This window comes from Amycolatopsis sp. NPDC102389 (assembly GCF_044765885.1).
In the GTDB taxonomy this organism is placed as follows: domain Bacteria; phylum Actinomycetota; class Actinomycetes; order Mycobacteriales; family Pseudonocardiaceae; genus Amycolatopsis.
Genome location: NZ_JBIWKX010000012.1, coordinates 160,576 through 176,014 on the forward strand (window position 1 = coordinate 160,576; position 15,439 = coordinate 176,014).

The 15,439-nt window shown below is 69.0% G+C and carries 14 protein-coding genes; 10 read left to right on the plus strand and 4 right to left on the minus strand.

What is annotated here, in order from left to right; genetic code table 11:
• Positions 1-3 precede the first annotated feature (3 nt).
• The 9 genes from ACIRGA_RS14035 to ACIRGA_RS14075 are packed head-to-tail and all read left to right on the plus strand — an operon-like array spanning position 4 to position 8,302.
• Entirely contained in the window at positions 4-843 is an 840-nt protein-coding gene (locus tag ACIRGA_RS14035) for an ABC transporter permease (protein WP_007033208.1), read from the plus strand.
• Entirely contained in the window at positions 840-2,063 is a 1,224-nt protein-coding gene (locus ACIRGA_RS14040; RefSeq protein WP_400940639.1) for an MCE family protein, read from the plus strand. The genes ACIRGA_RS14035 and ACIRGA_RS14040 overlap by 4 nt, the downstream gene beginning before the upstream one ends.
• Positions 2,060-3,073, plus strand: a complete 1,014-nt coding sequence (locus ACIRGA_RS14045; RefSeq protein WP_400940642.1) for an MCE family protein — start codon at positions 2,060-2,062, stop codon at positions 3,071-3,073. The genes ACIRGA_RS14040 and ACIRGA_RS14045 overlap by 4 nt, the downstream gene beginning before the upstream one ends.
• The gene (locus ACIRGA_RS14050) at positions 3,070-4,080 is read left to right on the plus strand and encodes an MCE family protein (protein WP_400940645.1); all 1,011 of its coding nucleotides are present in this window, start codon (positions 3,070-3,072) and stop codon (positions 4,078-4,080) included. Before ACIRGA_RS14045 ends, ACIRGA_RS14050 begins: the two co-directional genes overlap by 4 nt.
• Positions 4,080-5,084: an MCE family protein gene (locus ACIRGA_RS14055; protein ID WP_400940648.1), complete on the plus strand. Its 1,005-nt coding sequence runs from the start codon at positions 4,080-4,082 to the stop codon at positions 5,082-5,084. Before ACIRGA_RS14050 ends, ACIRGA_RS14055 begins: the two co-directional genes overlap by 1 nt.
• Positions 5,081-6,058 carry an MCE family protein gene (locus ACIRGA_RS14060; protein ID WP_400940651.1) on the plus strand — a complete coding sequence of 326 codons (978 nt, stop codon included), beginning with the start codon at positions 5,081-5,083 and terminating at the stop codon, positions 6,056-6,058. Before ACIRGA_RS14055 ends, ACIRGA_RS14060 begins: the two co-directional genes overlap by 4 nt.
• Positions 6,058-7,158, plus strand: a complete 1,101-nt coding sequence (locus tag ACIRGA_RS14065) for an MCE family protein (protein ID WP_400940654.1) — start codon at positions 6,058-6,060, stop codon at positions 7,156-7,158. The genes ACIRGA_RS14060 and ACIRGA_RS14065 overlap by 1 nt, the downstream gene beginning before the upstream one ends.
• A gap of 5 nt (positions 7,159-7,163) precedes the next feature.
• On the plus strand, positions 7,164-7,667 hold the full coding sequence (locus ACIRGA_RS14070) for a hypothetical protein (RefSeq protein ID WP_400940657.1): 504 nt from the start codon (positions 7,164-7,166) through the stop codon (positions 7,665-7,667).
• Between the two features lie 11 nt (positions 7,668-7,678).
• Complete coding sequence (locus ACIRGA_RS14075) at positions 7,679-8,302, plus strand: hypothetical protein (protein ID WP_400940660.1); 624 nt, start codon at positions 7,679-7,681, stop codon at positions 8,300-8,302.
• A 112-nt stretch (positions 8,303-8,414) separates the two neighbouring features.
• Here the strand turns inward: ACIRGA_RS14075 and ACIRGA_RS14080 are convergent, their stop codons facing one another.
• The 4 genes from ACIRGA_RS14080 to ACIRGA_RS14095 all read right to left on the minus strand — a co-directional run bounded on the left by ACIRGA_RS14080 (position 8,415) and on the right by ACIRGA_RS14095 (position 13,768).
• A complete protein-coding gene (locus ACIRGA_RS14080) occupies positions 8,415-9,659 on the minus strand; it encodes a PucR family transcriptional regulator (RefSeq protein WP_400940663.1) in 1,245 nt (414 codons plus the stop codon).
• 36 nt (positions 9,660-9,695) lie between these two features.
• On the minus strand, positions 9,696-10,886 hold the full coding sequence (locus tag ACIRGA_RS14085; protein ID WP_400940692.1) for a PucR family transcriptional regulator: 1,191 nt from the start codon (positions 10,884-10,886) through the stop codon (positions 9,696-9,698).
• 339 nt (positions 10,887-11,225) lie between these two features.
• The gene (locus ACIRGA_RS14090; protein WP_400940666.1) at positions 11,226-12,215 is read right to left on the minus strand and encodes an alpha/beta fold hydrolase; all 990 of its coding nucleotides are present in this window, start codon (positions 12,213-12,215) and stop codon (positions 11,226-11,228) included.
• A gap of 341 nt (positions 12,216-12,556) precedes the next feature.
• The gene (locus tag ACIRGA_RS14095; protein WP_400940668.1) at positions 12,557-13,768 is read right to left on the minus strand and encodes a PucR family transcriptional regulator; all 1,212 of its coding nucleotides are present in this window, start codon (positions 13,766-13,768) and stop codon (positions 12,557-12,559) included.
• A 315-nt stretch (positions 13,769-14,083) separates the two neighbouring features.
• Here ACIRGA_RS14095 and ACIRGA_RS14100 point away from each other — a divergent pair, with 315 nt between their 5' ends.
• Positions 14,084-15,280 (plus strand): PucR family transcriptional regulator, encoded by a 1,197-nt coding sequence (locus tag ACIRGA_RS14100; RefSeq protein ID WP_400940671.1) that lies wholly within the window; start codon positions 14,084-14,086, stop codon positions 15,278-15,280.
• The last annotated feature ends 159 nt before the right edge of the window (positions 15,281-15,439 follow it).

Here is a 15,439-nt window from a genome sequence, read left to right on the forward strand (position 1 = left end):
CCCGTGACCAGCGTCCCCGAACGGGCCCGCGAGGCGTTCAAACGCCCCGGCAACAGTCTTTTCGAGCTGGGCGACCAGTTGCTGTTCTACATCCGCGCGCTCGCGGCGATCCCGATGGCCGTCACCCGATATTTTCGTGAGGTGGTGCGCCTGCTGGCCGAGGTGACCTTCGGCAGCGGGGCGCTCGCGGTGATCGGCGGCACCGTCGGCGTGATGGTCGGCCTGTGCGTGTTCACCGGGATCACGGTGGGACTGCAGGGTTTCAGCGCGTTGAACCAGATCAACATCTCCGCGATGACCGGCTTCCTCACCGCGTACTTCAACACCCGCGAGATCGCGCCGCTCTCGGCGGGGCTCGCGTTGTCCGCGACGGTCGGCGCCGGGTTCACCGCGCAGCTGGGCGCCATGCGGATCTCCGAAGAGATCGACGCGCTCGAAGTGATGGCCGTGCGCAGCATGCCGTACCTCGTCACCACCAGGATCGTGGCCGGTTTCATCGCGATCATCCCGCTGTACGTGATCGGCCTGCTGATCTCGTACCTGGGCTCGCGGGTGACGACGGTGGTCTTTTTCGGACAGTCCGGTGGAACCTACGACCACTACTTCTCGCTGTTCTTGCCTCCTGAAGACGTGTTGTGGTCGTTCGGCAAGGTGCTCGTGTTCAGCGTCGGCGTCATCCTCACGCACTGCTTCTACGGCTATCGCGCCGCGGGCGGCCCGGCCGGTGTCGGAGTCGCGGTCGGCCGCGCCGTGCGGACCTCGATCGTGCTGATCAGCGTGCTCGATCTCTTTCTCAGCCTGGCGATCTGGGGCGCGACCACGACGGTGAAGGTCTCCGGATGAGCGCGCGGGCACGGACGCAGGCGGCCGGGGTGATCTTCCTCGTCATCCTGGTGCTGCTCGGCTGGCTCGCCGTCGCCATCTTCAACAAGGACTTCGAACGCGCGGAACTGGTCACGCTCAAAACCGACCGGGTCGGCAACCAGCTGGCCCCGCCCGCCGAAGTCAAGGTCCGGGGCGTCCCGTTCGGCGAGGTCAGGGCGGTCCGGGGCACTTCGGAAGGCGCGGAGATCGACCTGGCCATCGATCCGGCCAAGATCGATCAGCTGCCGCGCAACGTCGCGGCCCGGCTGCTGCCGAAGACCGTGTTCGGCGAGCGTTACGTCAACCTCGTGCTCCCGGACCGGCCCGCCGGGGGTTCGCTGCGCGACGGCGATGTCATCGGGCAGGACCGGTCGGCCAACGCGATCGAGCTGGAACGCGTCCTCGGCGACCTGCTGCCCCTGCTGCGGGCGGTGCAGCCGCAGAAGCTGAACAGTTCACTGGGCGCGATCTCCCTCGCGCTCGACAATCGCGGGAAGTCCTTGGGGGACAGCATCGTCCAGCTCAACGATCTCCTCAATCAGGTGAACCCGCTGATGCCGCAGTTCAAGGCCGACGTCAGCGGTCTCGCCGACGTGGCGGATCTGTACACCGGCGCGGCGCCGGACATCCTGAAGGCCCTCTCGGATCTTTCGACGACCGCTAAGACCATTGTGGACACTCGGGCGGACCTCGACAAGCTGTACACGAGCGTCACCACGGCGAGCGGCGACATGAACAAGTTCCTCGTGCAGAACAAGGACAACATCATCGGTGTCAGCGTGAAGAGCAGGCCGACCCTGGAACTGCTGTCCCGGTATTCACCTGAGTTCCCTTGCCTGTTCGACGCGGTCAACCGGCTCAAACCGGTGATGGAGAAGGCCTTGGGCAAGGGCACCGGCGAACCCGGGCTGCATGTGACGCTGTCCGTCCACGACCCGCGCGACAAGTACGTGCCGGGCCGGGACGATCCGCGGTTCGACCAGAAGGGCGGCCCGCGGTGTTACGGCGGGGGCGGGACTTCGGCGGCGGTCGCGTTCGCCGCCGATGGGGACCTCGGCCCGGCCAATTCGAAGGGGGAGCGGGGGCTGGTCGCCGAGATCCTGGCGCCGTCGCTCGGGATGAAGCCGGCCGAGGTCCCGGACTGGAGCAGCGTGCTCGTGGGCCCGGCGTTGCGCGGTACGGAGGTGACCGTCCGATGAGGAGTATCGCGGGGCCGGCGATCAAAGGCCTGGTCTTCTTCGTGATCACCGTGGTGGCGACCGGGATCCTGGCCATCACCATCGCCAACTCCGGGGTCGGCACGACGGTCGGCTACACCGCCAGGTTCACCGACGCCACGTCGGTCAACCCCGGCGACGAGGTCCGGATGTCCGGGGTCCGCATCGGCCAGGTGGATTCGGTCGGGGTGGTCGAGCGGAGGCTGGCGGACGTGCGGTTCTCGATCGAGAACAAGCGCCGTCTCACGGCCGGGGCCACGATCACCATCAGGTACCGCAACCTCGTCGGCCAGCGGTACCTCTCGGTCGACCCCGGCCCGGACGGACCGGCGGTGCTGGACGAAGGCGCGCTGATCCCGCCGGAGCGGACTCATCCGGCACTGGATCTCACCGCGTTGTTCAACGGGTTCAAACCGCTGTTCCAGGCGCTGTCGCCGAGCGACGTCAACCAGCTGTCGTTCGAGATCGTCCAGGTGCTGCAGGGCGAGGGGAGCACCATCGACAGCCTCATCGAGCACACCTCGTCGCTCACGAACACCTTGGCGGGCAAGGACCAGGTGATCGGCCAGGTGATCGGGAACCTCAACACCGTGCTCGACACGCTCAACTCGCAGGGTGACCAGTTCGACAAACTCGTCGACGTCACGGCGCAACTGGTCTCCGGCCTCGCCGGCGACGCGAAACCCATCGGGCAGGCGATCGGCGGGCTCGGCGAGCTCACCACGGCCACCGCGGACCTGCTCCAGGACGGTCGCGCGCCGTTGAAGGACAGCATCAACACCCTCGGCGACCTGTCGAAGAACCTCGCCGACAACACCCCGGTGTTCGAGCAGTTCCTGGCGAACCTGCCGAAGAAGCTGGACCGCATGGGCGCGATGGTCTCGTACGGCTCGTGGTTCAACTTCTATCTGTGCTCGGTGAAATCGGACGCGCCGCCCGCCCCGGGCGGCCCGCCGGTCGGCATCCCGCTGACCCAGGGACGGTGCCGATGAAAGCCCCGAGGATCAAACCCTTCCGCAGCCGCAACCCCATCGTCGTCGGCGCCGTCACGGCCCTGCTGATGACCATCGCGGGCTCGGCGGTCTTCTTCTCCGACGATCTCCCGCTGATCGGCGGCGGCACCACGTACGCGGCGGAGTTCACCGAAGCCGCCGGGCTCAAACGCAACGACGAGGTCCGGGTCGCCGGGGTGAAGGTCGGCGAGGTCTCCGACGTCCTGCTGGACGGTGCCAGGGTCAAGGTCCTGTTCCGGGTCAAGGACACCTGGGTCGGGAACCGCACCACCGCGTCGATCAAGATCAAAACCCTGCTGGGACAGAAGAATCTGGTCCTCGACCCGGTCGGCAACGCGGAACTGGACCCGGACGAGCCGATCCCGGTGCAGCGCACCAGTTCCCCGTACGACGTCACCACGGTGTTCAACGACCTCGCGAACACGGTGGGCGCGATCGACACCGATCAGCTGGCGAAGGCGTTCGGGACGTTGTCGGAAACGCTCGGCGCTTCGGCCCCGCAGGACGTCCGGACCGCCTTCGACGGCATCACCGCGCTGTCCAAGACGCTCGCTTCCCGCGATCAGGAGCTGGTGAAGCTGTTCGCCAATACGAACAAGGTGTCCAAGACACTCGGGGATCGCTCGCAGCAGATCGAGGCGCTGATCCGCGACGGCAACACCCTGCTCACGGAGCTGAATGCCCGCAAGGACGCCATCGCGAAGCTGTTCAGCGGGGTGAAGAACCTGTCGATCCAGCTCAAGGGATTGGTGGCGGACAACCAGAAGACCCTCGGTCCCGCGCTCGACCAGCTCGATCGCGTCGCCACCGTGCTGCTGCGCAACCAGGACAAGCTCAACGAGAGCCTGCGGCTGGCCGGCCCCTTCTACCGGCTGCTCGGCAACGCGGTCGGCAACGGCCGGTGGATCGACACCTACATCTGCGGGCTCGTCCCGACCGGCGGCACGCCGGGCAGCTGCATGCCTTCGAGGCAAGGGGGACGCTGATGGGGCGCCACTTCACGCTGACCGATCTCGGCGCCCACTCCCGGCGGCGCGCCTGGCTGCGGCGGCTCGCGGTCGCCGTCGTCGCGGGCCTGCTGGTGACGGCGGCGTGGCCGCTGCTGACCCGGCAGGCCGATCGTGTGGTGACCGGGTTCTTCTCCGCGACCGTCGGGGTGTACCCGAACACCGAGGTGCGGGTGCTCGGCGTCCCGATCGGTTCGGTGACCAAGGTCGAACCGCGCGGCACGAACGTCGAGGTGACCATGACGGTGCGGCCCGACGTCAAGCTGCCCGCGGACGTCGGCGCCGTCGTGATCACGCCGAGCCTGGTCGCCGACCGGTACGTGCAGCTCACCCCGGTCTACCTCGGCGGGCCGGAACTGGGCGGCGACGCGCGGATCCCGCCCGAGCGCACCGTCACCCCGGTCGAGGTCGACGAACTCCTGGGCAGCCTCAACCAGCTGATGACCGCGCTGGGGCCGAAGGGTGCCAACCGGGACGGCGCGGTCAGCGACGTACTGACCAAGGCCGCGACCTACCTCGACGGCAACGGCGGCAAGCTCGGCGAGGCGATCAAGAACCTCGGCGAGTTCGCCAGGACGGCGAGCGACTCCAAGGACGATCTGTTCAACTCGGTCGACAACATCAGCAAGTTCACCGCGATGCTCGCCGCGAACGACGGCAAGGTGAAACAGGCGATCCAGCAGATCTCCTCGCTCAGCAAGATCCTGGCCGATCAGCGCGACCAGTTCTCCGGCGCGATGACCGAACTCACCGAGGCCCTCGGCGTGGTGCAGGGTTTCATCAAGGACAACCGGGGCAAGGTCAAGTCCGATGTCGACAAACTCGCCGAGATCACCAAACTGCTCAGCCAGCAGAAAGCGTCGCTGAGCGAAGCACTCGACGCGGCGCCGAACGCGCTGGCGAACGTGCTCGGCGCGTACAACCAGGGCGCGGGAACGCTGGACGGGCGAGGGAACATCACCGAATTCTCGGGGGCGAAATGAAGACCCGGATCGCTGCCGTACTGGCCCTCGTGCTGGCCGCCACCGGCTGTAGCGATGGCGTCGACGTCTACGACATCCCGCTGCCGGGCGGGGCCGCGCTGGGCGAGCACCCGATCCATGTCACGGCGAGTTTCACCAACGTGCTGGACCTCGTGCCCCAGTCCGGGGTGAAGGTCAACGACGTCCCGGTCGGCCAGGTGCGGACCGTCGATCTGGCGCCGGACGGCCGCAGCGCGGTGGTCGGGCTGCTGCTCAACGGGGACGTGAACCTGCCGGCCAACGCCGTCGCGCGGCTGCGGCAGGCGAGCATCCTCGGGGAGAAGTTCGTCGAGCTCGCGCCGCCGCCCGAAGGGACGCCGAGCGGGCGGCTGGCCGACGGCGCGGTGATCCCGCTGGCCAGCTCGTCGCTGACTCCGGAGATCGAGGAGGTCTTCGGCGCGCTTTCCCTGCTGCTCAACGGCGGCGGCGTCGCGCAAGTGCAGAACATCACGCGCGAACTCAACGCCGCGTTGGGCGGCAAGGAGAGCGCCGCCCGCAGCCTTCTGTCCAATTTGGACGTGTTCGTGCGCGGACTCGACGAGCACAAGGCGGAGATCACCCGCGCCATCGAGAGTGTCAACAAGCTCGCGGCGACGCTGAACGCGAACACCGAGGAGATCAAGGCGACGCTGAACGGGCTCACTCCCGGGATCGAGGTGCTGAACCAGCAGCGTCAGGCGCTGGTCGGGATGCTGAAGTCGTTGGACGGGCTCACTTCGGTCGCGGTCGACACGGTGAACCGCAGCAAGGACGACCTCGTCGCCGACCTTAAAGCGCTCGAACCGCTGCTGCGGAAGCTGGCCGACTCCGGGGACAAGCTGCCGAAGGCGATGGAGATGATCTTCACCTTCCCGTTCCCCGACGCCGCGCTCGAGGCCATCCGCGGTGATTACCTGAACACGTTCCTGACCTTCAAGAACAGTGGTGGCCGCTGATGCTGACCAAGTTCGTCCGCGTGCAGCTGGTGGTCTTCGTGACCATCGCGGTCCTCGGCGTCGCGTACGTCGGCGCGACGTACGCGGGGCTGGACAAACTGGTGCTCGACCGCGGGTACACCGTCAAGGTGCGGCTCGCCACCGGTGGCGGCATCTTCAGCAACGCCGAGGTCACCTATCGGGGCGTGCCGATCGGCCGGGTCGGCGAACTGCGGCTGACCGCCTCCGGGATGGAGGTGGACCTCGAAATCGAGCCGGGTGGCCCGGAAGTGCCCGCGGACACCGAAGCCGTCGTCGCCAACCGCTCCGCCGTCGGCGAGCAGTACGTCGACCTGCGGCCTCGCCGCGACAACGGAGCCATGCTGCGGGACGGTTCGGTGATCGCCGAGGCGGACACGAAGATCCCGCTGCCGGTGGACGTCGTTCTGTCCAGTGTGGACTCTTTCGCGAACTCGGTGCCGAAACCGGCGCTGCGGACCGTGGTCGACGAGCTGTACAACGCGACCTCCGACGCCGGCCCGGCGCTGGACCAGCTCGTCGGCAGGGGGATCGAGTTCGTGCAGGCGGCGAGCGCGCACGTCGGCCCGCTGACCAGGTTCGTGACCGACGCGCGGACCGTGCTCGACACCCAGGTCTCCCAGGCGGACGCGATCCGCTCGTTCGGCGCGAACGCGAAACTGCTCGCCGCGACGTTGAAGAGCTCCGACGGCGATCTGCGGCGGCTGATCCCGGCCGTCCCGGCGGCCGCGAACGAGGTCAGCACGCTCCTGCGGGAGACCGGCCCGAGCCTCGGCATCCTGCTGGCGAACCTGCTGACCACCGCGGACGTGCTGGAAACCCGGCAGGACGGGATCGAGCAACTGCTGGTCACCGCGCCGAAAGCGGTCGCCGCCGGGCACGCGATCATGGGCCCGGACGGCGCGCGCGTCGGCCTTTCGCTGACGTTCTTCGATCCGCCGCCGTGTGTGACCGGCTACGGGACCGGCTATCGCGACGGACTCGACACGTCGCCACGTCCGTTGAACACCGCGGCGCGCTGCGCCCTGCCGAAGGGCAACCCGACGAACGTGCGCGGCTCGCAGAACGTGCCAGGAAGGTGAAGGCCATGACTCGGATCGCGGTATCGCTCGCCATCGTCGCCACCGCGCTGGCGGCCTGGTTCGGCTACTCGTGGTGGGACGCGAGCCGTGACGACGGCGTCGCGCGGGCCACGGTCCGCGACGAGGCGTTGCAGATGGGCAGGCAAGCGGTCGCCGCACTGACCACTTTGGACTACCGGCAGGCGGAGCAGGGTTACCAGAACTGGCTGAACCTGTCCGGTGGGGCGCTGCACGACGAGCTGGCGCGGGACCGGGAAGGCGGGCTGGGCCGGATCGGCCAGGCGAAGACCGTCACCACCGGCCGCGTCGTCGACGCCGCGGTGACCGAAGTGGACAGTGGCGGCGGGACGGCCGAGGTGATCGCTTCGGTCGAACTCGAGGTGCGGCCCGAAGGCGGGGAAGCCGTGACCAAGCACAACCGGTTCCGCGCCGGCCTGAACCGGACGCCGGACGGGTGGCGCGTCACGTCACTCGGCCAGGTGCCGGTGACCGACACCGGAAAGCCCTGACGGAGGACGCGATGACCACGAAACGAGCCGTCAAACCGGCACGGCGCGCGGTGAAGGTGGCCGGGAAAATGCGCGGGAGCACGCGAATTCTCGACGCTCCAGTCGAGGAAGTTCCCGAGGCCCCGGCCGTCGTTCCCGTGCGGCGGCGAGGCGCCGTGGTGTTCGGCGCGGTCGCGCTGGTGATGGCGGGCCTCGCGGGGTGGTTCGCGATCGAAGCGCGGGACGCGACGGCGGTACTGACGCACAACACCGCGCTGACCGACGTCGCCACCACCGCGGAGGTGAGCGACCAGATCGGCAAGGCGCTCGGGACGGTCTTCTCCTATCGCTACGACGACCCGGCCAAGAGCGAGCAAGCCGCGAAAGCGGTCCTCACCGGGCCGGCGCTGGGGCAGTACGACCAGCTGTTCGCGCAGGTCCGGGGGATCGCGGCGGAGCAGAAGCTGGTCGTGACCTCGACCGCGGTGGTCTCGGGCGTCAAGGTCCTCGACGGGGACAGGGCGTCGCTGCTGGTGTTCCTGGACCAGACCGGGGTGCGGGGGGACGGGCAGCGGAGTACAGGTGCGGCTCAGCTCAGCGTGAGTGCGGAACGGGCCGAGGGGAAGTGGCGGGTGACCGCTCTGGCGGCGGCCTGACTTGAGCGGCGGCTGCCCGCAGATACGGCGGCGATCATGTCGCGAAAGCCACTTTCGCGACGTCTGATGTCCCGAAAGTGGCTTTCGCGACATCAGACGAGCGCGCAAAGCCTCAAGAAGGGGCGGCCCGCAAAGCAAGGATCATTTCGAACCGCCGCTCGGGATCCCGCAGCCCGTCCGAGAACAGCGCCTCCAGTTCCTGAGCGCGGGACCGCACCGTCTGCGGGTGCACCGCGAGCCGTTCCGCCACTTCACGGACGTTCCCGCAGGTCTCCAGCCACGCCAGCAGCGTGCCGGCCAGCCGCGAATGCTGCTTCCCGGTCAATCCGGCCAGCGGGCCGAGCCGTTCCCGGACGAGTTCGGCGGCCAAGAACGGCTCCTTGAGCAGCCACAGCCGCGAAAGATGGTCGACGCACCATGTCACGGGCTCGTCCGCGAGCGCGCCGGAGTCGACGAGCCGCAGGGCTTCTCGCGCGGCGCGCAAGGAACGGGCCGCGAAAACGGGTGGGACCGCGGGGCCGATCGCGGCCCGCCTGCCCGCCAGGGCTTCGGCGAAGCGCTCCCGTTCGTCCGGTTCCGGAGCGGGCAGCAGCAGGCAGGGGGAGTTGCTCTCGAAGTCGGCCAGCGCTGACGAAGCTGTCGGCGGGGCCTCGTCCGGCGGCTGGTCGAGTGCGACGGCGACGAGCCGGTCCGGTAGTTCCCAGCGGGCCAGGTCGGCGGCGTGTTTGACGACGTCGGGAGGCGACGGCGGGTCGGCGAGCAGGAGCTCCATCAGCCGGTGCCGCCGGCGCTCCAGCGCGCCGGCGGCCTTTTCCCGCGCCTCCGCGTGGCCCTCGACCGACAGCGCCGAAAGCTCGTCGATGTAGGCGAAGATGGCTTCCGCGAGCAGGCACAGCGTCGCGGAAGGCACCCCCGCGCGACGCCCGATCTCGGCCATCCGGCGCCAGGTCACCCTGGCGCCCACCCGGTAGGCCGCCTGGAGGACGTCGACGTTGCGGCCCTGATGGAACTCCTGGACACCCAGGCTCACGAACACGCTCCGCCGGTCCTCCGGCGGAGCCTCGGGGTTTCCGAGGCGCTCGAGGAACTGCACGAACGCCATCTGCACGCCGGTCTTGAGCGCCTTCCCGAACGCCCCGTCCAGTGGCCGCGCGTAGTCGGGGATGGTCCGCTGGATCTCCCGGACCACCTCCCCGGCCGTATCGCCCAGCCCTGGCCGGAACACGGTCGCCAGCTCTCTCGGCAACAGCGCCCAGAGCTGGACCGGGCGCCCGCTCGGCCCACCCGGCCGGGCGGGCGTGAGCAGCGGACCGTACGTCGCCTCGACCCCGCTGCGGGCGTCCTGCGGTCGGGTCACCTCGTCACCTCGTTGTGAGTGGGAAACGCTGATCTGTCAGTTCTCGGCGAGCAAGGCCTCCGCGCGCAGGGCGATCTCCATGTCGAGCCGGTCGTCGGCGTTGTTCAACCGGTCGCCGAAGAGATCGATGAGCTGGTGCATGCGGTACCGGACGGTCTGGGGGTGGACCTTGAGTTTCTTCGCGATCTCCGGAGCGCTGCCCCGGGATTGGAGCCAGATCAGCAACGTCTCCCCGAGCCGCGCCCGCTGTTTGGGGGTGAGGTCTTCGAACGGGGCGAGGCTGCGCGTGCACAGCTCACGGACCAGGAACTCGTCGGCGAGCAGCCACAGGGTGGACAGGTGATCGCTGTACCGCGTGACCGGATTGTCCGGCAGGACCCCGCGCTGGACCAGCCGCAGTGTGCGGCGGGCCCACATCAGGGAGCGCGGCGCTTCGGTGAGCCGCACGGCCGGGCCGATCACCGCGCGCCAGCCGGGAAGCCGTTCGGCGAGGTCCTTCAGGTGCTTTTCCGGGTCGCCGGTGACCAGGCAGGGCTTCGGACCTTCGAAGTCGACCAGGACTTCGGCGTCCAGATCGGCGCTGTCGGGGTCCAGCGGGCCGAGCCGTCGCTCCAGTGCGACGACGGTGACCTCGGCAGGCAGCGGCCACTGGGCGTTCGCGGCGTGGGACGCGATCGACTGCGGTGAGGACGGGGGATCGGAGAGCATCAGTTCGAGCAACCTGCGCCTGCGTCTCGCCCTGGTGCCCGCGGCCCGTTCCTGCGCGGCCGTGTAGCCCTCGATGGACAAGGCGGAAATCTCGTCCACGTAAGCGAAAATCGCCTCGGCCGCGGTGCACAGGAGATCGGCGTCCGCTCCGATCGCCTGCCCGAATTCCGAAACGTGCCGCCACGCGACGCGACCGCCGACGCGGTAGGCCGTCTGCAGGCAGTCGAGACTGCGCCCTTCGTTGAATTCGACCTTGCCGAGGTTGCGGAACACGGCCGACCATTTGTCGAGCGGCGCCGTCCCCTGACCGATGGTATCGAGGCAGTGCAGGATCGCCTGTCGGATACCCTGCGTGATCATCTGTCCGAACGCGCCTTCCAACGGCTGCGCGTATTCGGGGACGGCTCGTTGCACCTCCTGCAGGATGGCTCGTGCCAAGGGGTCGGCCCGCGGCCGGAACCGCTCGCCCAGGTCTCTGGGCAGTGACGCCCACAGTCCATTCGCACCGGTGCTGCGCACAGGTCGGTTCTCCACTGGGGTTCGCGGTGCCGGCGTGAAGGCGCGCGGTCGCTGGACCGGACCCGGTGGCTGGCGGTGCGGGGTGGCGGGGTGGCGCACGTCGGGGTCGGGTCGTGCGGTCCGCAGCTCGTGCCGCGAGAATCCGGTATCCAAGTCGGTCATGTTTTTATCCTTGCTAGCAACAAAATCAGCCTCTTCAACGATGAAGCCGATCCAGATTTTGTGGCTCACGCAACATAAAATCCGGCCGAGAGGACTGTCAACGGCTGGCGGGAGCTTGATCGGCCACCTGGATGGACTACACCCGAACGGGTGGTCCGATCCGGCGATGAGTGACATTTAGGCAGGCCGGAGATGGCGTCCGGATGACAACTTTTCCGGGACGTTTTCGCGCCCTTCCGCCGCCTCGCTGGCGCGGATGAGTACCTCGACGACCTCGTCCAGGCTCAGCCTGGCGGGCGCGGTCGCGGCGAGGAAGCGTTCGAGCTCGCTGGCGAACCGAGCCGGGTCGGCCACATGTGGAAAGTGTTTCACCTTTTCGAACACGGTCAATCGGCTGTCCGGCAGCACTTCCGCGGTCTTCCGGCCGTGGGCGACCGGGATGAGCGGATCGCGCGCGCCCCAGACGACGAGCGTCGGCACCTCCCTGGCGAGGTAGAGCTTGTCGATCGCGCTCGCGCGCTGGCCCCGGAGGTCGATCAGGCTGCGGGCGATGAACAGGAAAGCGCGCCGCCGGCCAGGGTCGGCCAGTGACGCAAGGTGACGTGTCAGCTCCCTGGTCTCGGGGGAAAGTTTCCCGCCGAGGGAGCGGCCGGCCGCGGCGAGCCCGCGGGCGATCGCGACGGTGACCAGGTTGACGGCCAGGGTGAGCACCACCTTGGCTCCCGGCAGGGCCGTCGCGCGCAGCACTGGGGTCACCTGTGGACCGAGCCCGGCACTGCCCACGAGCACCAGGCGGGCGCACATCTCGGGGAACTGGTAGGCGAACTGCATCGCGATCCCGCCCCCGAGGGAGTGCCCGACGATGGTCGCGTGGCGGTTCCCGGTGAGGGCGAGGACATCGCGGACCACGCTGGCCATCGCGCCGAGGCCGTAGTCGGCCCGCGGGGCGGCCGAGTCGCCGTGGCCGGGAAGGTCGGGGACGAGGACGCGGCGCCCGAACCCGCTTCGCTCGAAGTGGTCGAGCAACGGGATCCAGGTCTCGCCGCTGCCCGAGATACCGTGCAGCAGCACGAGCGGCTCGCCCGCGACGTCCTTTGTGGACGGAACGTATTCCCGCAGCCGGATTTCCCGGCCGTGCAGGGTCAGTGTGCGCGCTTGGAGGGCCATGTCCCGCCTTTCCGTTGTCGAGCGTCAAAATAACGTGTAGAACGGCCGGATCGTCAGCGTGTCGCGGGACACGTCCGACGATTGCGACCCGGGTGACAAGAATGCCGGGACCGACCCCGAGGCGGATGCCAAAACCGGGGGCGCCGGGCTATTGCGCATCGACATTTTCCCACCGTCCCGGTATTCAGGAAAGCGTCGGTAAACACCCGTCACCACGGGGAGAAACGCAATGGCCTGCCGGGCGGACTTCCACGTCGATCAGCCGAGGGCGAAACGCGCCCGCCGCGGCCTCCGCTGGGTGCTCCCCACCGTGCGGCCACCGGAGCGGCGAGTGCGGCGCATCAGGTCCCTTCGTCGCGGCGGTGGGCGCGCATGAGGCGCCGCGCGCGCAGCGCGAGTTGCATGTTCAACCGGTCGTCGGCGTCCCTGAGGCGGTCGCCGAACAGGTCCTCCAGCTGACGGAGGCGGTTCCGCACGGTCTGCGGGTGCACGCCGAGCCGGTGCGCGATCTCCGGTGCCCCGCCGCGGGTCTCCAGCCACGCCAGCAGGGTTTCGCTGAGCCGTTCCTGCTGTTTATCGCTCAGCGAGGTGAACGGGTCGAGGCTCTGCTTGGCGAGTTCGGCCCCGAGGAAGTCTTCGGCGAGCAGCCACAGCGTGGCGAGGTGGTCCCGGCACCAGATGACCGGGCCGGGCGCTTCCTCGCCGGTCAGCAGTAGCGCGCGGCGGGCGGTGCGGAGGGCGGCCGGGGCGTCGGCGAGCGGCACGACGGGCGAGACCGCCACGCGCCAGCCGTCGAGCGAGTCCTTCAGCGGGGCGAGGTCGGTGTCCGGATCCGCGGTGAGCAGGTACGGCTCGGAGGTGTCGAGGTCGGCCAGCACGGTGTCGTCCAGGAGGTGGACCGGAAAGTCGGGCGCACCCGCCGCACGCTGAAGCGCGACCATCGCCGCGGCGCCCGGAAGCCGCCAGCCCGCGCCGTCGGCCAGGCTGGCGATACTGCACGCCGAGCCTTCCGGCGCTTGGGAGATCAGTTCCAGCAGGCGACGGCGCCGGAGCGGGATCGCCCCCGCCGCCCTGGCCTCCGCCTCCTGGTAACCCTCGATCGTCGTGGCGCACAGTTCGTCGACGTAGACGAAGACGGACTCCGCCGCGAGCGCGATGACGTCGAGGCCGACGCCGAGCCCGCGCACGATGGGCCGCATCGCCCGCCATGCCGCCCGTGCGCCGATGGTCACGCTGTCGTGCAACGGTTCCAGGCTCCGGCCTTCGGTGAACTCGATCCGCCCGCGCATGCGGTAGAAGTCGATCCAGCGGTCGTGGGGCACGTCCGGATCGCCGATGCAGTCGACGTAGTGCCGCACCGCCCGCTCGCAGGAGACGACCAGGACCCGGCCGAAGACACCGCGCAACGGCTGCGAATACGCGGTGACCGACCGCTGCACCTGCTTGACCATGGCGGCCGCGGCGTGCCCGGTATACGGACGCAGTTCTTCGCCGAGCGAACGGGGCAACGCCGCCAGCATGCCGAAACCGCGATACTCGACCACCAAGACCACCCTTTGATTTTCTTCGAACCGGGGGAGGGAAACATGAATCCGTTTGCATGACCGCGTCGGATCGACGGGAACGGTGCCGGGGAGTTTGTACTGGATCGGCGGACGGCCTGTACCTCGAATGTGACGTTGAATTTGCAACGGAAAGTCGCGACGCTCAGCCGCGTGACAACGAGCGGGCGTTTCGGTGTGACGTCTTTTGACACGGATGTGTCGACGGTTCTACGCTCCGTGCATTCGAGTGCGCCGGTGGCGCGCGGACGAAAGGGAATGGGTGCCCGTAATCGTCGGCCTACTTCTCAGCGGGGGATCGCACACGTGACCTGGCAGCCCGTCGGCGCCCTGTGGGCACGCCTGCCGAGGGAACTCGGCGACGCCATCCGGCCGCGGATCCCGGCGATCGCCCGGCATTGCGTCGAAGGCGTGGTGTCCGAGATCGGCGAATGCGCCGAGGTGTTCAGTGACGGCGAGGCCCGTGCGGCGGCCGTCGAGCTGACCAGGCGCAGTATCGAACGCGCCATCGACCGGGTCGGTGTCCCCGAATTGCTGCAGAACGACCTCCTGGGCGATTTCCGCGCACAGGGCCGCATCGCGTTCCATCAAGGACTCAGCCGGGAAGCCGCGCAGGCGGCGTTCAGGGTCTCGAGCCGGGTGTTGTGGCGTTCGATCGCTTCGATCGGCCGTCAGCTCCAGCTGCCCGGTGACGTCCTCTACGGCGCGGCGGAGTGCCTGTTCGGCGACGTCGTCGAGGTGACGATGGCGCTGACCGACGGCTACAACGCCGCGCAGGCCGAGGCGACGGGGCCCGCGGAGCAGCGGGCGCGGTTGTTCCGGCTGCTGGCCGGGGGCACCGGGTACAGCCAGGCCGACGCCGGCGCGCTCGCCGTCGCCATCGGCTGGCGGATTCCGGAGCGGATCACGGCGGTCGTCTTCACCGCGGCGCCCGGAGCGCCCTCGTTCCCGGCGGGCCTGCTGCCCTCGGCGGTGCCCGTGGATCTCGTCTCCGACCCGCCCGGCGCGCTGGTGGCCTGCCCCGAAGCCGACCTGAGCGGTCTGCGGGAACTGCCGTCCGGCTGGTCGGCGACGGTCGGGGTCTCCGTACCGGCCGCGCAGGCCGCCGAGTCGTACCGGATCGCGCGCCGCGCGGCCGAGCTCGCCCAGCGGGGCATGATCACCACGGTCGGCCCGGTGCTGTGGTGCGAGGAGCACATCACCACGCTGCTGCTGCTCGCCGACGAGTTCCTGCTCGACCGGCTGGCGGGCGAGGCGCTGGAACCGTTGTCGGGGCTGGCGCCGCGTCAGCACGACGAGCTGTCGGCGACCCTGCTCACGCAGGTGCAGACCCGGGGGAGCGCGCCCGAGATCGCCCGGCAGCTCGCGGTGCATCCGCAGACGGTGCGGGCGCGGCTGCGGCGGCTCTCCGAACTGTTCGGCGAGCGGCTGGACGATCCGGATCAGCGGCTGCGGATCGAGCTGGCGTTGCGCGCGGAGCGGCTGCGGCCCGCCGACGTCTGACGGTGCGCGAACCGGAGCGACAGAGCTGTCGTGTGTGCACTGAAGGCTCCCTTCACCGCGTCTGACCTGGATCCACCGATGTTTGTGGTGAGTTGATCGTGTCGTAGGCGCGCAGATGCCCTCTGACTTGGGACGATTGGTCTTGCGACAGAACAATTC